The sequence below is a fragment of the Serratia sp. ASV30 genome (assembly GCF_016428815.1).
Lineage (GTDB): Bacteria > Pseudomonadota > Gammaproteobacteria > Enterobacterales > Enterobacteriaceae > Chania > Chania fonticola_C.
On sequence record NZ_JAELTL010000010.1, the window covers coordinates 12,914 to 29,846 of the forward strand.

Sequence of the window (16,933 nt, forward strand, 5' to 3'; positions counted from 1 at the left end):
AAACCTGCCTGGACTTATTTCTTTAACGCCAGATACTGTTGGCAAATAGGCTCGAGGCCATAACTCAGCAGTTGCTGGTGATTAATGACCGGCGGCTGGGCATAAATCTCTGCCATTTTCTCCGCCAGTGAGGCTTCATTTAATTCCGCCAATGCACGGGTCAACCCCGCCTTTTCCAGAATTTCCTCAGGCCCGCCAGGGCAACGGGTGCTGACGACCGGCGTGTCGCACAGCAAGGCTTCAACCAGCACGTTACCGAACCCTTCGCTGTCTGAGCTGAGCACCAGCATCGCGGCGTGTTTGATCAGGGGATAGGGATTGGCCTGAAAACCGAGGAACAGCACACGATCGCTAATGTTTAACTCTGTGGCAAGGCGTTTGGTCTCGTTGATTTGCGCTTCATTGCCGGCACCCACCAGTGCCAAAGGTGCCTGGATACCAGACAGTGCGTAGGCTTTCAGCAAGCGGTCGTGGCGTTTATGTGGATGAAAACGGCCCACGTGCACCAGATAGTCTTTGCCTGCCAGTTCACAAGGCTCTGCCGCCTGCTGTTCGATGGCGGCGATATCGAACGGGTTGTTGATCACCGCCAGCTGGTTAGGAGTAATCCCCAGATTTTGCTGGAGATCGTTGCCCACCGCCTGCGAGACGGCAACGATATTCTGCCGCTGGTAGACGCCCGCGACCTTGCGGCGTTTCAGCCAGCGATCGAGGCCGGTACGGTGACCGAGGTAGGAGGTGGACAGAATACCGTGAATGCAGAACCACAGCCGGGTGCGGTTCAGCACTTTGCTATGGCTGACGATACGATCGGTCTTATGCAGGTTGGAGAACACCAGGTCGTAGAGGCCGTGCTGCTGCTCGTTGGCGGCAACCGCGCGATCCAACATCGCGGCGCGGCGTGCCAGCTCGGTCAGTTTACGCCAAGGCGATCGACAGTTGTCGCTGAGCACCTGATAATCAATGCCGGTGGGGATCGGGTAGTTGCAGACGTCCCGTAATGAGATCAGGCTGACATCATGCCCCAACTGCTGCATGCCCTGGCACAGCGTCAGTACCACCTTTTCGGCTCCGCCGCCCGGCAGACCGTCGATAATCATCAGAATACGCATAAGTTAGTCCAGCAGTCGGTTATACAATGAGATGAGCTGTTCTGAGAGGTGTGCTGGCGTGGCAGACATGATACGCAGCCGCGCCGCCTCTCCCATGCTCGATCCCAGGGCTTGCCGTGGCAGTGCAACGATAGCCTCGGTGAGGGCACTGACGTCCAATGCATCACAGACAAAGCCGTTTTGCCCAGGAGTGATGAACTCAGCGCCACCGCAGGTGGTGCTGGTGATCACCGGAAGCCCGCATGACATGGCTTCCAAAATCACATTGGGGAAGGGATCGTACAACGTTGGCAGCAACAGAGCGTCGGCGGCCTGATAGAACGGCAACGTCTGTTTCTGCACGCCCATGAAGCGCACCCGGTCATCACAACCCAGCTTTTGTGCCAGTGAACGGTAACGCTTTTCAGCTTTATCCTTGCCCACCACCAATAGGTAGCTGTCGGTGGCAGCTACGGCGCGAATTGCGGCAGCCAATCCTTTACGTTCAAAGCCTGAACCGACAAAGATCAGGCAATGTGCCAGTTGCGGGAGTTGATACTGCGCCCGCAACTGCTGCCGCTGTTGCTCATTCGCCGGTAAAAATTTCTGATTGTCGATGGCATTGTAGATCACCGTGATCTTATCGGCAGGCACGCCGAAATCGGCGATGATTTCCCGTTTGATCATCTCGGCGTTGCAGATCACCGCTTTCAGCTCTGGCGCGGCATACATGGCGCGTTCGGCACACATCACATAGCGGTGATAGCGGTTGGAGAACAGCCATTTGCGCCGCCACTCCGGCAACAGGCGTGCCCGTTGCAGCAGCCAGCGGCGATGGACACCGTCACCGGCGCGATAGATATCACAACCGGGGATGCGTTCATGGCTTTGTACCAGATCGAAGCTCTCTTTCTGCCACAGGGCCCGAGCCGCTTCGGCAAAACCACGTTCGCGGCTGATGCGCCCGAACTTCATCGGGTTACACAGGTGGATGTGCCAGTTCGGGTTGACGTCCCCCTGCCACTCGCGGGTGATGACGTTCAGATCCAGATCTTGTTGTTCCAGCGCCTCCAGGGCACGGGAAACGAAACGTTCTGCCCCGCCGTCCGGGCGGTATTTTTGGCGTACAATCGCCAGGCGAAATGCTTTCATGCAAGCGTGCTCCGCGCGGCTGCAATCACCACGTCTGTAGGAATAAGGTCCAGGTAGCGCTCATCGGTGCCGGTATTAATGGCATCCGGGTCCGGCAGGCTGCCGTAGTCTCCGGCCCAAATGACCTGGCCGATAACTTGCCAGGGGCGCCAGAATACCAGCTTGGATGGCCCGAACAGCGCCACGCAGGGCGTCTGTAATGCGGCCGCCATATGCATGGGGACAGAGTCTACCCCGATAAACAGTTTGGCATGGTCGATCAACGCTGCCAGCTGACGCAGGGTCAACTGCCCGGCCAGAGAAACCACCCCTTGCTGCGGGCACTGTTTCAGTATTTGCGCCACCATGTCCTGCTCTTTGGCATCCGGCCCCGAGGTGATCACCAACTGGTGCCCTTCGGCCTGCAATGCGCTGATGGTGGCCGCCATTTTTTCTTCGCTCCAGCATTTAAAGAACCAGCGCGAAGTGGGTTGTACCACGATATAGCTACCGGTGACGCCATTTTGTTGCAAAAGCTGGTGGCTGGCCTGCCAATCTTGTGGGCTGTAGCTCATGGTGACCTGCTGATTTTGCTCAGGTAAACCCAGAGGTTGCAGCAGAGAGAGGTTTTGTTCAACGGTGTGCAGATGCTCGTGCCCAGTTACCGGCACCAACTGAGTGTGGCAGTAGCGCCACAGAAAACCACGGCGCTTGGGGAAATCGAACCCCAGACGAATACGTGCACCGGTGAGGCGAGTAATCAACGCGCTGCGCCACTGATCGGCCAGGTTGACCACCAGATCGTAGCGTTGTGCCTGCAATTGACGGATCAGATGCAGTTCATGGCCCAAGTGTGCCTTGGTGCCCTGTTTTTTCCACTGGCGATCGATGACAAAGATTTGCGATAGCGCCGGGTTGCTCGCCAACATCTCCTGCGTTTCTTTGTACAGCAGGATGTCGATCTGAGCATCGGGATAGTTCTGCCGCAGCGTATTGATGACCGGAGTGGTCAGCAGCATATCGCCATGATGGCGCAGCTTGACGATCAGAATACGCTGTATGGGCGTGGCAGAAACAGGGGCTGGCGCGTCGTTCATAGTCAGTCGCTTTCAGGGAAACCAATCTTTGATTCTAAATGACCCGATTGCATGTGGCTACTGTTGCTCGGTTTTCTTGCCTGCGCAGAAAAAAATAGTGGCGTAGGGTGACAATTACGGCTCAATGTTGTCCAAACGAGGCAATAAAGTCGTTTGCCCTGAGGGATCGGGCTGCGTAACATAATGTCAATCTGTGACTATCAGGTTCCCAATGTATGACTAAACCGGCGTTTCTTATCACGATTGATACCGAAGGCGATAATCTGTGGCAAAACCACGACCGCATTTCGACCGAGAACACGCGTTTTTTGCCGCGCTTTCAGGCGCTGTGCGAAAAATACGCCTGCAAGCCGGTTTATCTGACCAACTATGAAATGGCGGTGGATACCCAGTACGTTGAGTTTGCCCGCGACGTGATAGCACGCGGCACCGGCGAAGTGGGCATGCACCTGCACGCCTGGAACAGCCCACCGTTGACGCCGCTCACTGATGATGACTGGCGGCACAAACCCTATCTGATCGAATACCCGGCCGACCAAATTCGCGCCAAGGTCGATCATATGACCAAGCTGCTGGAAGATACCTTCCAGACCAAGATGCTCAGCCACCGTGCCGGGCGCTGGGCGTTTAATGAGTTTTATGCCTCATTGCTGCTGGAATATGGCTATCAGGTCGATTGTTCCGTCACCCCGCGAGTGAACTGGCAGTATTCGCCCGGCAATCCGCAGGGCAACGGCGGGACCGACTATCGCCATTTCCCCTCGCAGGCCTATTTTATCGATCCGGCCAATATCGCCAAACCCGGTGATTCCACGCTGTTGGAAGTGCCAATGAGCATTCAGTATAAACATTCGGCGCTGATGAATGCGGTGAAGCAGGGCTATGACAGCCTGCGGGGTAAAAAGCGTTCGCCGTCGGTACATTGGCTACGTCCCTCCGGTAACAATTTGGACAAGATGAAGCTGGTGGTCGAGCGCTCTCTGGCACAGGGACACGATTACGTCGAATTTATGCTGCACTCTTCCGAGTTTATGCCGGGAGGTAGCCCAACGTTCAAGACCGAGCAGGATATTGACGCGTTATATCGCGATTTGGAGCTGCTGTTTGCCTGGTTGCAACAGCGCACGGTTGGCATGACCTTGGCTGAATACTATCAACTGAAAGTGAATTAACATGTCAAAAAAATGGAAAATCAAGGCCGCTGACTGGTTCTTGCGGCGCTATACGGCAAAGCATGGCCGTTTCCAGCCGCCAGCGACTTTCGACAGCCGTCTCCAGTTCGAGAATATCGTAATTTATTCCACGACGGCACTGGGGGATTTCATGTTCAACACCCCGGTGTTAAGAGCAATGCGCGAACGCTACCCGGCGGCGCATATCACGCTGGTGGTGCATCAAAAGAATAGGGAACTGGTAGAAAACGGCCGCTATTACGATCGCGTAGTTTACTGGAACAGCAAAATAAAGACCCTGGGGCCTCTGTTGAAATCGTTGCGTGAGCATCAGCCTGATTTGGCGCTGATCATGCATTCACATCTGCCCTATGACATTATCAGCGCCATTATGGCCGGGGCTAAATATGTCATCCGGGATAACTACAGTTCGGGGATCTGCGGGCTTGAGCCTTGGCTGACCAACTACGTATTCCATTATTACGGCCACTTTATCCGCCGTAAGCTGGAACTGGTTTCTATTCTGGGCTGCCGCAGCGACGATCCGACCATGGAAATACCGGCCCCTTATACGCCAGGCATTAAAAACCCTGATTTCTGCACCATTGGCTTCCAGCTAGGTGCATCAACAGAATCACGTTGCTGGCCGGTGGGGCACTTTGCCAAGCTGGCGGATATGCTGGTTGCTCGCTATGACAACATGCGCTTCGTGCTGATCGGCGCGCCGATGGAAGAAGGAAAAGCTCAACAGTTCCAGCGGCTGATCAATGCCAATACCCAGGCCTGCGTTGATAACCAGATCGGCAAAACCGGGCTGCAAGGGGCGCTGACGCTGATTAGCAGCCTCGATGTGCTGGTGACCGGCGATACCGGGCCGCTCCATCTGGCGGTGGCCTTGAAAACCAAAACCATCAGCCTGTTTGTCACCGCCGATCCGCGCTCAACCGGGCCTATCCAGGATCACCCGTTGCACCGTATCATTCATCAGTCACGCACGGGCTACACCATGCCATTGGAAGCGGATGGCCCGGTGGGTGTTATACAACCGCAGCGAGTTTTTGATGAAATCGTGGCCCACGTGCCGCTGAACCCTTGAGAAAAAAACGCATCGGTCACCCGGTGCGTTTCTTCAGCCATCGACGGATTTTAGACAGGCAGCTATCCACGCGTGCGAAACGCATCTGGCGGACTTTCTTGTGCGGTACATCGCTGTTGCTACACAGGGCCGCCGTTTGGTGCAGGATCGCCAGGGTTTCCGGCGGGTAGCGATAATAGCCGTAAACCGCCTTCGACATGGCTTTTAACTCTGAGAAAGCGTTGGCGAGCATCAGGGCGGCCAGTTGCCGCAGTGGTTCATCACCGCGATGAGCGTCCACGAAGCGCAGCATCTTCTGCATGGCAAACAGCATATCTTCACTATCTTTCGCCCGGATATTGCGGGTGATCCCCCGGTCATTATCCCGATAGAAGTAGAGCGGGTGGTCGAGATGAGCGATTTGGCGAGTTTTGAAATATTGGAACGGCGTGAAGATAACGTCTTCATAGCGGCGGCCGTTTTCGAACGTTTCCCCAGCCAGCAGCGTACGCCGGTAAATCCGGCTCCAGACGTGCCACATTGAGTGGGCAAACAGCGGCTTCAGACTGGCCAGACCCTGCTGTTCGAAATCGTAGATGCGGTAGCGTATCTCGCTATTGGTGGGCACTGCTGGCGGGCTGCCAGAGAATTTCTGATAGTTGAAATCAATCAGGTCATCTCTGCCCGTGAGTAACAGTGGGCGCAGGAGCGCCAGATAGTCGCTGCTCAGTAGGTCATCGCCGTCCAGGAATGCGACGTAGCGTCCGCTGACGTGTTGCAAACCGACGTTACGGGCGTGAGCAACGCCGCCGTTTGCCTGAGTAATGAATTTGCTATGCGGGTGCTGCCTTGCTGCCAGGAATTGGCTCACCAGGGCCGCAGACGCATCGCTTGAGCCGTCATCGATAATCACCACTTCAATATCATCGGCGATCTGATCGTATAACGAGCTCAGGCTGGCGATGACAAAGTCTTCATTGTTGTAAATCGGCACAATAAAGCTGAGCAGCAGCGGTGACGAACTCATACCGACGGTTCCTGACGCTTTTTCACCGACAGCACGCTGGCGATGATGGCCAGGCAGAAGACTGCCGTGCCTTCGGTGCTGAAGAAAATAACGTCGCTAAGCCCGTAGACAAACAGGCTGAAGGTCACCCCCAGCAGCAGCGCATTGCGATACGGCTTAAATGAGGAGATGAATAGGCCGATGTAGAGTGCCAGTAACAATAAACTTCCCCAGAGGCCTTTAAGCGAATAGGTTTCCAGCAGTTCGTTATGCAGATGCACGTTGATGTAAGGCGTTACCCCGTACAGCCGCGGCTCCTGCGCAACGATGGCGCGGATCTCTTCCCCACGCTGTTCGGCAGATTGCCCCAATGGTGCAAGCGAGCCAGTGCGTATTGCGATGACCTGCATTGTCAGGCGGGAAATAATCGAGTTATCCACTTCGGGCTGGTCGATCATTTGCAGATTGGTTTTGAAATCGGCAACGCGCTGTTCGATCTGTGACTTAAAGGCGAAGCCGCAGACTAATAGCAATACAGGTACCGAGGCGACTAGCTGGATCTTATGCTTGCGGGTCACCAGATCTTTGGTTGCCAACAGCGACAGGCAGATGGCAACGGGGTACACCAGTATGGCCGCCCGCGTTCCGGTGAGGATCAGGGTGGAGAAGGTGAGCAAGAAGCCAACCACGTACAGCGGGATGCGATACTTGGTCCGCAGCATCAGTATTGCCTTCATCATGACCAGGCTGATGGCGGTCATCAGGTAGGCAACAACGGTGGCCCGGTCGAAGTTAAGCTCCACGCGCGAGATATCTAAGCGCAGGCCCTGATAAAGCGCATAGCCATTGACGGCCAAGCCGCAAACCAGCGCCACGACAATAAAGGCGCGCTGCATGCAAAGGCGCTCATTCAGCGCGATCAGCAAAATAAACGCTGTAGCAATCTGCAGTTTGCCGGTCGACATATACGAGCGATAAATATTGATGTATTCGCCGGGCTGTTTGAAATGGTTCATCCAGAAAATCGTCCCCATGCCCACGCAGAAAAACAGCAGCGGCAGGATCAGGTTTCTTTTGTTTTTCAGGAAATACCTTAAGTGCAGGCAAACGGCAATAAAGGAGATATAGCTGGAGACATAAAACAGGTTACGCCCCGTGTCGAAGCCGAAAGGAATGGTACAAAAGGCAATAGCGCATCCCAGATAGATCAGGTAACTGAAAATGGCGTGTGGGGCTGTTTCTTTAAACATGGAGTAAGGTTTCCGGCTCACATTACGGTTAGGCAATAAAGGATTGCAGCGTGTCGTCGAATTCTGTTTTGAACAGAGCATAGCTGAAATGTTGAGCGGGGTAGTGCCGGGCATTCTGGCTCATCTGGTTATAGGTTTCCGCCACCAGCAGTTTCTCTACCGCATCCGCGCAATCGATATGCGACAACAGCTTCGGCGTGACCAGGCTGTCGGAGAGGGGATCGTAAACCTCGTGCGGGAAATCGACCTTGATGCCGGTTAACCGCAGGTGTTCTTCAATGGACACCGTCGGCGTCAGGCCGATGCCGCAGTAGCCGTCTTTCACCGCTTCCGGCTGGCCGTCGACCATGGGGAAGATCACCGGTACGCCAAAATAGAGCGACTCCATGCAGGATAAGCCGAAGGGTTCGGTGATCGGTGTGCTCATATAGATTTGTGTACGGTTGAAAAAATCCGCCACGTTATCCTGAAAGCCGCTGAAGATGACTCGCTCACCGAGCTGCAGTTTGGCTGCCAGGGCTTCAAACGCTGCCCGATCCGGGCCTTTGCCCGCAATTTCCAGATAAACGTCGTGCCCACGGCGCAACAGCTCCTGCATCATCAGCAAAGAAACGCTGATGCCTTTCAGGCTCACCAGGCGCGAGGCGGTCCCAATCCTGATCGGCTGTGCCGATGATTTTGGCGTCTCACTGATCCCGGTAGGCGTTTTGATACGGTTAATCACCACCGGGTTCGGGCAAGGCAGATTAAAACGCAGCTCCATCACCCGTTTTGAGGCATGGGAGGCAGAAATCACGCCGTCCAGCATGGCGAAGAAGCGCAAGGTTTTGTGGTTTTTGGCGTAGCGCCATGAGCAGCCATGATCGTAGTAAACCAGTTTGCCACGCTTGGGCTTGGCTGCCAGTCCTGGGATCAGATCCCACACGATAATTACGTCGGCGTTTGCCCGCTCGATTTTTCTTTGCAGCAGGTATTTGCGCAGAAACTGTGGACAACGCAAAGGGAATGAATTGAACAGCCGATTGGCGAAGGTGACCTGCTGGTTCGGCATCTGTTGGCGGATCTCTTCGCCAACTTCACCGCTGACGCAAATCACCTGGTTACTGCCGTCGTGGGTATCATTGATATACTGCAGGAACAGGCGCTCAACCCCGCCCATCTTGCCTAAATTGATAATATGCAGCTTTTTCATTCAATAACCTTTTGCAGTTCTGTCCAAACGGCGTCGGCGGTGAGGGTGGCCATGCTTTTTTCCGGCGAAATCAGTGAGTGCTGATTCTGCCCGTAACCGCCAATCAGCCCCGGATCGGTCGGGCCGAACAGGGTGATATTCGGGCGATCCAGCGCGGCGGTCAGGTGGCTGAGCCCGGTATCTACCGACACCACGGCTTTGGCCCCAGCCAGCACTTCGGCAACCTGTTGCAGACTGAGCTTGGGCAACACTTCAACGTGTTCAAACCCTTCTGCCAGCTGTAAAGCGCGTTGGCGTTCGTGCTCAGCCCCCCAAGGTAGCTTGATGTTTATTCCGCTCGGAGCGATCAGTGCGATCAGTTCGCGCCAGTTTGCCTCCGGCCAGTGTTTTTCATCCCGCGTAGTGGCGTGCAGGAACACCAGATATTGCCCGGCATCGGTAGGAGGGGAGCTGAGAAACCGAGCGGCAATGGCGTAATCACCCGTGCTCTGCGGCTTTGCATACCCCAGGCTCTTGGCGAACAGCTCGCGAATGCGTTCCACCGCATGTTGCTGCTTGTCGACCTCATGGCGATGATTATAGAACCAACTGGCAAAAGGCTCACGGACGCTTTTGCAGTCCAGACCGTGTTTGCTGCCGTGCGCTATGCGCGTCACCAACGCCGCACTCTTGATGAGGCCCTGTGCATCGATCACGATGTCATAGTTGCGCTCCTGTACCTGGCGCTTGAAATCGCAGCGCTGCTGGCGCGCTTCACTGCCGAACCAGTTTTTACGCCAGCGGCGAATGGCTACCGGGATCACGCGATCCACCGCCGGATGCCAGGTAGGGATCTGGCTGAACCCTTCTTCCACCACCCAATCGAAGCGGATACCGGGGATGGCCTGCATCGCGTCGGTCAAGGCCGGCAGCGTATGGAGTACATCCCCCATCGAAGAGGTCTTTACGATCAGCACCTGCATGATTATTCCTCGCTGGCGGCTAGTAACGGCGTCAGCGCGTCTAACACCTGCTGTGGCTGGATGTCGATCAGGCTCTGGTGATAACCCTGGTCGGCATCGCCTTTGCGTACCTTGTGATAGCCACTGATCAGACGGATCACCTTGGCCTGATGAGACAGCGGTGGGGTGAAGTCCGGGCTGCTCGGGCCGTACAAGGCTATCAGCGGTTTGTTCAACGCCGCTGCAACGTGCATCAAGCCGGAATCGTTACTGACTACGGCCCGGCAAGAGGCCAACAGGATCACTGCCTGTTCGAGCTGGGTTTCTCCGGCCAGGTTGAAGCAGAAATCGCGAGACTTTTCCGCCAAGGCGGCACGGATCTGCTCACCGGCTTCGTGGTCTTTGGCCGAACCAAACAGGGCGATTTGATAGCCTGCATCGATCAGCATCTGTGCCAGTGTGGCGTAATGGTAATGCGGCCAGCGTTTGGCTGGGCCGAATTCGGCACCTGGGCAAAAACCGATAATGGGCCGGTGGTCGGTGAGATTAAACGCCGAAGTGGTTTCGGCAATCTCTTCGTCACTGACCTGCAACTGCGGCCAGAGTATCGGCTGCGGCAGATCTTCGGCGCGCTGTATCCGCTGCTTGTCGTAGGCCAGCGCGACGTAGCGCTGCACCATCAACGGGAATGCCGCTTTATCCAGTACGCGGAGATCGTTGAGCAGGCCGTAGCGCATCTCGCCGCGCCAGCCGGTACGCTGTGGCACGTTGGCAAAGAAGGGCACCAGGGCAGACTTGAATGAGTTGGGCAGCACATAGGCACGGTCATAGCCATTGGCGCGTAGCGCATGGCCAAGACGGCGGCGTTCGCCCAATGCCAGGGCACCATGGCCCAGCGGCATTGCCAACGCTTGGTTGACTTCGGGCATTCGCGCCAGCAGAGGACGGCACCAGGCAGGTGCCATCACATCGATTTCTGCCGACGGGTACTCGGCCTTCAGGGTGCGGTAGAGACTTTGCGACATCATCATATCGCCAACCCACGAAGGGCCAATGACCAGTATTTTCATACCGTGAGTAACTTCCTTCAGCGCTTAAGCGGGACGATTCAACCAGGCCATGTATTCTTTCACGCCTTCGGCTACGGTTTTGAACGGTGCGTCATAACCGGCAGCGCGCAGCTTGGTTTGATCGGCCTGGGTGTAAGCCTGGTAGCGGCCTTTCAGCTTTTCCGGGAACTCAATGTATTCCACGGCACCGGACTGATGGTATTCCACTACCGCATCGGCTACGGCTTGGAAGGTTTCCGCACGGCCGGTACCGCAGTTGAAGATGCCGGATACGCCGTTTTTCCAGAACCACAGGTTGACCGCCGCCACGTCGCCGACGTAGATGAAATCGCGCTTGAAGTTTTCGCTGCCGGCGAACAGTTTTGGATTTTCGCCACGGTTGATCTGGTTGTTCAGGTGGAATGCTACGCTGGCCATGCTGCCTTTATGGCCTTCACGCGGGCCGTAAACGTTGAAGTAACGGAAGCCACACACCTGCGAATCCGCTTCTGGCAGGATCTCGCGTACGTATTGGTCGAACAGGAATTTGGAGTAACCGTAAACGTTCAGCGGCTGCTCAAACTGACGCTCTTCGATAAAGTTATCGGTGCGGCCGCCGTAGGTGGCGGCAGAAGAGGCATACAGGAACGGGATCTGACGATCCAGGCAGTAATGCAGGATGTCTTTGGAATACTGATAGTTGTTATCCATCATGTATTTGCCATCCCACTCGGTGGTGGAGGAGCAGGCACCCTCGTGGAAAATGGCGTCGATGTCACCCAGATCGTCACCGGCCATGATGCTGGCGATAAAGTCTTCTTTATCGACATAGTCAGCGATATCAAGGTCGACAAGGTTAACGAATTTGGTGCCATCTTTCAGGTTATCCACCACCAGGATATCGCGATATCCGTTTTCATTCAGTGCCTTGATGATGTTGCTGCCAATCATGCCAGCGCCGCCAGTGACGATAATCATTGGGTTTACCCCTGTATTCTTCCCGGTGGCGCACAATGCCCCACCCTATATGCTGCCTATAATAGCATTTCATGCCATTGGGAACATCGGTACGGCTCTTAATATCCCGTGCCGTTACACGATGCGCCGGTTTGCCGTGATATCTGCTGCAATTTTCAGATTCTCTGCGGCGGTATGTCGTCAGTTTGCTGGCAAAGCAGTAAAATATGCCGAAATTGCCCCTATCCTGGAGATGACCGAATGTCTGCGTCTTTTTACCAGCAGCTGGAACAGCAGCTTGCTACCACTCGCGCCGAAGGGCTGTTTAAACAAGAGCGCATTATCACTTCTGCCCAGCAGGCCGATATTTCGGTGGCCGATGGTCGCCAGGTGATCAACTTCTGCGCCAATAACTATCTCGGGCTGGCTAACCACCCGGAACTGATCGCGGCGGCAAAGGCCGGGATGGACAGCCATGGCTTCGGCATGGCGTCGGTGCGTTTTATCTGTGGTACACAGGATAACCATAAGCAGCTGGAACAAAAGTTGGCCGATTTCCTGGGAATGGAAGATGCGATCCTCTACTCCTCTTGTTTTGACGCCAACGGTGGCCTGTTTGAAACCCTGTTGGGCCCGGAAGACGCCATTATTTCCGACGCGCTGAACCATGCCTCAATCATCGACGGTGTGCGCCTGTGCAAGGCCAAGCGCTACCGCTATGCCAACAACGATATGGGCCAACTGGCTGAGCAACTGCAGCAGGCCAAGGCAGACGGTGCTCGCCACATCATGATCGCTACCGACGGGGTGTTCTCCATGGACGGCGTGATCGCCAACCTGAAGGGCGTGTGCGATCTGGCGGACCAATATGATGCGCTGGTGATGGTCGATGACTCCCACGCGGTGGGGTTTGTTGGCGCCAATGGGCGCGGGACGCACGAATACTGCGAAGTGATGGACCGCGTCGATATCATCACCGGCACTTTGGGTAAGGCGTTGGGCGGCGCTTCCGGCGGCTATACCGCAGGCAAAAAAGAGGTGGTGGAGTGGTTGCGTCAGCGTTCACGCCCTTATCTGTTCTCCAACTCGCTGGCTCCGGCCATCGTGGCAGCCTCGATCAAAGTGTTGGAACTGCTCGAAGACGGGGACGCTCTGCGCGATCGCCTGTGGGCCAATGCCAGCCTGTTCCGCGAAAAAATGACCGCAGCGGGCTTTACGCTTGCCGGGGCCGATCACGCCATCATCCCGGTGATGTTGGGTGAAGCAAAACTGGCGCAGGATTTCGCCAACGCACTGCTTAAGGAAGGCATCTACGTTACTGGTTTCTTCTACCCGGTGGTGCCAAAAGGTCAGGCACGTATCCGCACCCAGATGTCTGCCGATCACTCACCGGAGCAGATTGAACGTGCCGTTGAGGCGTTTATCCGCATCGGTAAGACGCTTGGCGTTATTGCATAAGGTAATTTGATGAAAGCATTAGCAAAACTGAAAGCGGAAGAAGGTATTTGGATGACCGATGTGCCTCAGCCTGAGCTGGGCCACAACGATGTCATGATTAAGATCCGCAAAACCGCTATCTGCGGTACTGATGTGCATATCTATAACTGGGACGAATGGTCGCAGAAAACCATTCCGGTACCGATGGTCGTTGGCCACGAATATGTGGGCGAAGTGGTCGCCATCGGCCAGGAAGTCAAAGGTTTCAGCATCGGCGATCGCGTTTCTGGCGAAGGGCACATCACCTGTGGCCACTGCCGTAACTGCCGCGGTGGCCGTACGCATCTGTGCCGCAACACCACCGGCGTGGGCGTAAACCGCCCGGGATCATTTGCCGAATATCTGGTGATCCCGGCGTTTAACGCCTTTAAAATTCCGGACAATATCTCGGACGAGCTGGCCTCGATCTTTGACCCGTTTGGCAACGCCGTGCATACCGCGCTTTCCTTCGATCTGGTTGGGGAAGACGTGCTGGTGTCTGGTGCAGGCCCGATCGGCATTATGGCCGCTGCGGTATGTAAACACGTTGGGGCACGCCACGTGGTGATCACCGACGTGAACGAATATCGCCTGGAGCTGGCGCGCAAGATGGGTGTGACCCGTGCGGTAAACGTCAGCAAAGAAAACCTGACGGATGTAATGGCCGAGTTGGGCATGACCGAAGGGTTTGACGTGGGCCTGGAGATGTCCGGCGCGCCACCGGCGTTCCGTTCGTTGCTCAATGCCATGAACCACGGCGGCCGTATTGCGATGCTGGGGATCCCACCTTCGGATATGTCGATTGACTGGACCCAGGTGATCTTCAAGGGGCTGTTTATCAAAGGGATCTACGGCCGCGAAATGTTCGAAACCTGGTACAAGATGGCGGCACTGATCCAATCTGGTCTGGATCTGACGCCGATCATCACCCACCGTTTCTCAATTGACGAGTTCCAGCAGGGCTTTGACGCCATGCGTTCCGGGCAGTCGGGGAAAGTGGTGCTGAGCTGGGATTGATGTAACGCCCCTCACCCTAACCCTCTCCCAAAGGGAGAGGGGATCGAACGAGTGTATTTGAAAGTGTTGAGTTCTGTCTTGGATGTGGAGGCGATCGAGTTTGCTGAGATGAACTCTTTACTTCCAAAAGAGCTGGGGCTAACAGCCCCCTCTCCCTGTGGGAGAGGGGCGGGGTGAGGGGAAAATGAGTTATGGCTTGGTAGGTGTTGAGCCCATCCAGTGCTGCCAATGGCGTTTGATCACCACCACGACCGGTGACTGTGCCACGCTTTCTGCAACGATGCCCAGCGCATGGCTGGCATTCATGCCTTCCTTCGGCAATTTAACTTTGCACTGCTTGATGCCACCGGTGAACGGATTTTTCGGCTGCGGTTTGTGTGGCTTGGATGGCGGCACATAGCCGCTTCCGCTCTGCTGCGGTTCATTGAGCAGCGAGCTGGGTTTCACCAGTACGATGTCGGAGGGCAGCGTAGCCAGCATCTGTTGCAGCACTTTTACCGTTGCCGGGCGCGGATGGCCTATGGCGATGGCCGATCCGTTGCGGCGCGCCAATTCGACGGCACGATTAAACTGGCGGCGGATATCGTCCGGGTTGGGCGTATCGTCGAGGAACACCTTGCGTTTGATCACCTTCACGCCGGTGCCCGCTGCCGCATGCGTGGCCTGGCTGTTGCCGATGGTCATGCTGTCGAGAAAATAGAGATGGTAGCTTTCCAGCGCCTGCATGACCTTTTGCATGCCCGGTAGGCTGGAGGTCATGGCGCTGCCCATATGGTTATTCATACCCACCGCAAAAGGCACGTTATTCACCGCATTACGGATGATACGCTGCACCTCTTCACTGCTCATGGAGGGTTGTAAGGTATCGCGCTCCAGCGGCTGTTTGCTAAGCGGGGCCATAGGCATGTGGATCAGCACTTCGCGCCCCTGGCTATGGGCTTTGGTGGCCATCAGATGGGCGTGAGGTGCGTTGGGCAGCACGGCAACGGAGATCGCCGTCGGCATTTGCAGTACGGCGTTTTCTTCATGTGGACGATAGCCCACGTCATCGATCACGATAGAGAGCTTGCCTGCCTGTGCTGCGCTAACGAACAGCAGCGCACTCAACAACAGGGCAGTACGCGTTTTGCTATAGTACAAATCTATCTTCCCAACCACGGCTGTGGGTTAACGGCCTGACCCTGGCGACGGATTTCGAAATAGAGCGATGGCGTTCCCTGACCACCGCTGGTACCGACCAGGGCGATAGGCTGACCGGCACGCACCTGCGCCCCGACGCTAACCAAAGCACTCTGGTTGTAGCCATACAGACTCATGTCGCCCTTACCGTGTTCGACCACCACCACCAGACCATAGCCTTGCAGCCAGTCGGCCAGCAGCACGCGGCCATCGGCAATGGCTTTCACTTCGCTGCCTTCGGCCGCGGAGATCACCATGCCTTTCCAGCGTAACTCACCTTGCAACTGTTCGCCAAAGCGATGCTCTATGCGGCCACGCACCGGCCATACGGCTTGGCCCGCAGGCTGGCCTAAACCGCCGGTTCGCGCCATCAGAGAACGCTCACCTTCGCTTGGTTTATAGCTGGTGCCGGTTTTCTTCGCCTGCTGTTCTTTGACTTTGACCTGCTCACGCACCTTGGCTGCTTCACGCGCTTCGCGTTCGGCTCGGGCGCGGGCTTCACGTTCGGCACGGGCGATCTGATCGCGCAGGCGGGTTTCGTTCTGGCGCAGTTCCACCAGCCGCTGCTGATCTTTTTCCAACGAGGCTTCTAACGCGGTCAGGGTTTTTTTACGGGCGATGCGCGCCTGTTCCAGTTTTTGCTGCTGGGTTTGTTGCTCGCCAAGCAAGGATTTCTGCTGACCCTGTTTGGCCACCAGCGAGCTCTTTTGCTCTGCCAATTGCTTGCGGGTCTGCTTGAGCTGTTCAATGGACTGCTGGCGCGCTTCGTTCAGATAGCCAAAATAGGCCAGCATGCGTTCACTGCGCTGGGTTTCTTCACCGCTGAGCACCAGCTGCAAGGCGCTGTGTTGCCCCTGACGGAAGGCGGCATCGAGCTGTTTGGCGAGGATTTCCTGCTGGGTGGACTGCTGTTTTTGAAGCTTGGCGATGGAGGTGTTCAGCCCGGAAATGTCTTTGCTCAGTATGTCGAGCGTACCTTGGGTATCACGCAGCGAACGGCTGGCTTGCGCGATGGTCTTTTCCTGGAGTTTGAGCTGATTTTGCAGCGAACTGCGCTGTTGTTGCTGTTGTTTAACCGCTTTTTCTTTTTCAGCGATGCTCTGCTGAATGTCTTTGAGCTGGGATTTGTTATCTTCCGCGGCGTTGCCGGTGAATGGCAACAGCAATGCGCCAGCGAAAAACACGCTGGCGCAGATAGTGGTTAACTTCCGTGGCGCGGAGCGTTCAGGCAACGGTTGGCTGCCTGAGTTTGCGCTTCGGGTTACCCTTGATAGTGCAAAATTCGCCTTCTCCCTCATGG

The 16,933-nt window shown here is 55.8% G+C and carries 15 protein-coding genes; 4 read left to right on the forward strand and 11 right to left on the reverse strand.

Annotated features, from left to right (window positions below):
• Window positions 1–14: 14 nt before the first annotated feature.
• Genes JHD74_RS06225 through rfaQ form a run of 3 tightly spaced genes read right to left on the reverse strand, consistent with a single transcriptional unit; the run spans window position 15 to window position 3,319 of the window.
• Window positions 15–1,112, reverse strand: coding sequence for a glycosyltransferase (locus JHD74_RS06225; protein ID WP_199062094.1), 1,098 nt, complete (start codon window positions 1,110–1,112; stop codon window positions 15–17).
• A 3-nt stretch (window positions 1,113–1,115) separates the two neighbouring features.
• The gene (locus JHD74_RS06230; protein ID WP_199062096.1) at window positions 1,116–2,243 is read right to left on the reverse strand and encodes a glycosyltransferase family 4 protein; all 1,128 of its coding nucleotides are present in this window, start codon (window positions 2,241–2,243) and stop codon (window positions 1,116–1,118) included.
• Window positions 2,240–3,319 (reverse strand): putative lipopolysaccharide heptosyltransferase III, encoded by a 1,080-nt coding sequence (rfaQ, locus tag JHD74_RS06235; RefSeq protein WP_074029837.1) that lies wholly within the window; start codon window positions 3,317–3,319, stop codon window positions 2,240–2,242. The genes JHD74_RS06230 and rfaQ overlap by 4 nt, the downstream gene beginning before the upstream one ends.
• Window positions 3,320–3,534: 215 nt before the next feature.
• Here rfaQ and JHD74_RS06240 point away from each other — a divergent pair, with 215 nt between their 5' ends.
• Window positions 3,535–4,491 (forward strand): polysaccharide deacetylase family protein, encoded by a 957-nt coding sequence (locus JHD74_RS06240; protein WP_199062098.1) that lies wholly within the window; start codon window positions 3,535–3,537, stop codon window positions 4,489–4,491.
• A 1-nt stretch (window position 4,492) separates the two neighbouring features.
• Window positions 4,493–5,587 carry a glycosyltransferase family 9 protein gene (locus tag JHD74_RS06245; protein ID WP_074029840.1) on the forward strand — a complete coding sequence of 365 codons (1,095 nt, stop codon included), beginning with the start codon at window positions 4,493–4,495 and terminating at the stop codon, window positions 5,585–5,587.
• A gap of 16 nt (window positions 5,588–5,603) precedes the next feature.
• Here JHD74_RS06245 and JHD74_RS06250 read toward each other — a convergent pair whose 3' ends face one another.
• From JHD74_RS06250 to rfaD, 6 genes are read right to left on the reverse strand one after another with little or no spacing between them, the layout of a single operon-like run.
• A complete protein-coding gene (locus tag JHD74_RS06250) occupies window positions 5,604–6,593 on the reverse strand; it encodes a glycosyltransferase (RefSeq protein WP_074029849.1) in 990 nt (329 codons plus the stop codon).
• Window positions 6,590–7,822: an O-antigen ligase gene (locus JHD74_RS06255; RefSeq protein ID WP_199062100.1), complete on the reverse strand. Its 1,233-nt coding sequence runs from the start codon at window positions 7,820–7,822 to the stop codon at window positions 6,590–6,592. The genes JHD74_RS06250 and JHD74_RS06255 overlap by 4 nt, the downstream gene beginning before the upstream one ends.
• Window positions 7,823–7,850: 28 nt before the next feature.
• Window positions 7,851–9,014, reverse strand: a complete 1,164-nt coding sequence (locus JHD74_RS06260; protein ID WP_199062102.1) for a glycosyltransferase — start codon at window positions 9,012–9,014, stop codon at window positions 7,851–7,853.
• On the reverse strand, window positions 9,011–9,976 hold the full coding sequence (gene rfaC, locus JHD74_RS06265; RefSeq protein WP_199062104.1) for a lipopolysaccharide heptosyltransferase RfaC: 966 nt from the start codon (window positions 9,974–9,976) through the stop codon (window positions 9,011–9,013). The genes JHD74_RS06260 and rfaC overlap by 4 nt, the downstream gene beginning before the upstream one ends.
• Before the next feature lie 2 nt (window positions 9,977–9,978).
• Window positions 9,979–11,025 (reverse strand): ADP-heptose--LPS heptosyltransferase RfaF, encoded by a 1,047-nt coding sequence (gene rfaF, locus JHD74_RS06270; protein WP_024482909.1) that lies wholly within the window; start codon window positions 11,023–11,025, stop codon window positions 9,979–9,981.
• Window positions 11,026–11,049: 24 nt separating this feature from the next.
• Window positions 11,050–11,982: an ADP-glyceromanno-heptose 6-epimerase gene (gene rfaD / locus JHD74_RS06275; RefSeq protein ID WP_021807264.1), complete on the reverse strand. Its 933-nt coding sequence runs from the start codon at window positions 11,980–11,982 to the stop codon at window positions 11,050–11,052.
• A gap of 240 nt (window positions 11,983–12,222) precedes the next feature.
• On the opposite strand from rfaD, the gene kbl reads away from it, so the two are divergent.
• Complete coding sequence (kbl, locus tag JHD74_RS06280) at window positions 12,223–13,419, forward strand: glycine C-acetyltransferase (RefSeq protein ID WP_024527884.1); 1,197 nt, start codon at window positions 12,223–12,225, stop codon at window positions 13,417–13,419.
• A gap of 9 nt (window positions 13,420–13,428) precedes the next feature.
• The gene (gene tdh, locus JHD74_RS06285; protein ID WP_021181859.1) at window positions 13,429–14,454 is read left to right on the forward strand and encodes an L-threonine 3-dehydrogenase; all 1,026 of its coding nucleotides are present in this window, start codon (window positions 13,429–13,431) and stop codon (window positions 14,452–14,454) included.
• A 189-nt stretch (window positions 14,455–14,643) separates the two neighbouring features.
• Here the strand turns inward: tdh and JHD74_RS06290 are convergent, their stop codons facing one another.
• Both JHD74_RS06290 and envC read right to left on the reverse strand, forming a co-directional pair.
• Complete coding sequence (locus JHD74_RS06290; protein ID WP_199062106.1) at window positions 14,644–15,594, reverse strand: divergent polysaccharide deacetylase family protein; 951 nt, start codon at window positions 15,592–15,594, stop codon at window positions 14,644–14,646.
• 2 nt (window positions 15,595–15,596) lie between these two features.
• On the reverse strand, window positions 15,597–16,931 hold the full coding sequence (gene envC / locus JHD74_RS06295; protein WP_024527886.1) for a murein hydrolase activator EnvC: 1,335 nt from the start codon (window positions 16,929–16,931) through the stop codon (window positions 15,597–15,599).
• Between the last annotated feature and the right edge of the window lie 2 nt (window positions 16,932–16,933).

Coding starts and splice junctions, on each gene's coding strand:
- JHD74_RS06225 (WP_199062094.1), bottom strand. CDS start 1,112: ATGCGTATTCTGATGATTATCGACGGTCTGCCGGGCGGCGGAGCCGAA.
- JHD74_RS06230 (WP_199062096.1), bottom strand. CDS start 2,243: ATGAAAGCATTTCGCCTGGCGATTGTACGCCAAAAATACCGCCCGGAC.
- rfaQ (WP_074029837.1), bottom strand. CDS start 3,319: ATGAACGACGCGCCAGCCCCTGTTTCTGCCACGCCCATACAGCGTATT.
- JHD74_RS06240 (WP_199062098.1), top strand. CDS start 3,535: ATGACTAAACCGGCGTTTCTTATCACGATTGATACCGAAGGCGATAAT.
- JHD74_RS06245 (WP_074029840.1), top strand. CDS start 4,493: ATGTCAAAAAAATGGAAAATCAAGGCCGCTGACTGGTTCTTGCGGCGC.
- JHD74_RS06250 (WP_074029849.1), bottom strand. CDS start 6,593: ATGAGTTCGTCACCGCTGCTGCTCAGCTTTATTGTGCCGATTTACAAC.
- JHD74_RS06255 (WP_199062100.1), bottom strand. CDS start 7,822: ATGTTTAAAGAAACAGCCCCACACGCCATTTTCAGTTACCTGATCTAT.
- JHD74_RS06260 (WP_199062102.1), bottom strand. CDS start 9,014: ATGAAAAAGCTGCATATTATCAATTTAGGCAAGATGGGCGGGGTTGAG.
- rfaC (WP_199062104.1), bottom strand. CDS start 9,976: ATGCAGGTGCTGATCGTAAAGACCTCTTCGATGGGGGATGTACTCCAT.
- rfaF (WP_024482909.1), bottom strand. CDS start 11,025: ATGAAAATACTGGTCATTGGCCCTTCGTGGGTTGGCGATATGATGATG.
- rfaD (WP_021807264.1), bottom strand. CDS start 11,982: ATGATTATCGTCACTGGCGGCGCTGGCATGATTGGCAGCAACATCATC.
- kbl (WP_024527884.1), top strand. CDS start 12,223: ATGTCTGCGTCTTTTTACCAGCAGCTGGAACAGCAGCTTGCTACCACT.
- tdh (WP_021181859.1), top strand. CDS start 13,429: ATGAAAGCATTAGCAAAACTGAAAGCGGAAGAAGGTATTTGGATGACC.
- envC (WP_024527886.1), bottom strand. CDS start 16,931: ATGAGGGAGAAGGCGAATTTTGCACTATCAAGGGTAACCCGAAGCGCA.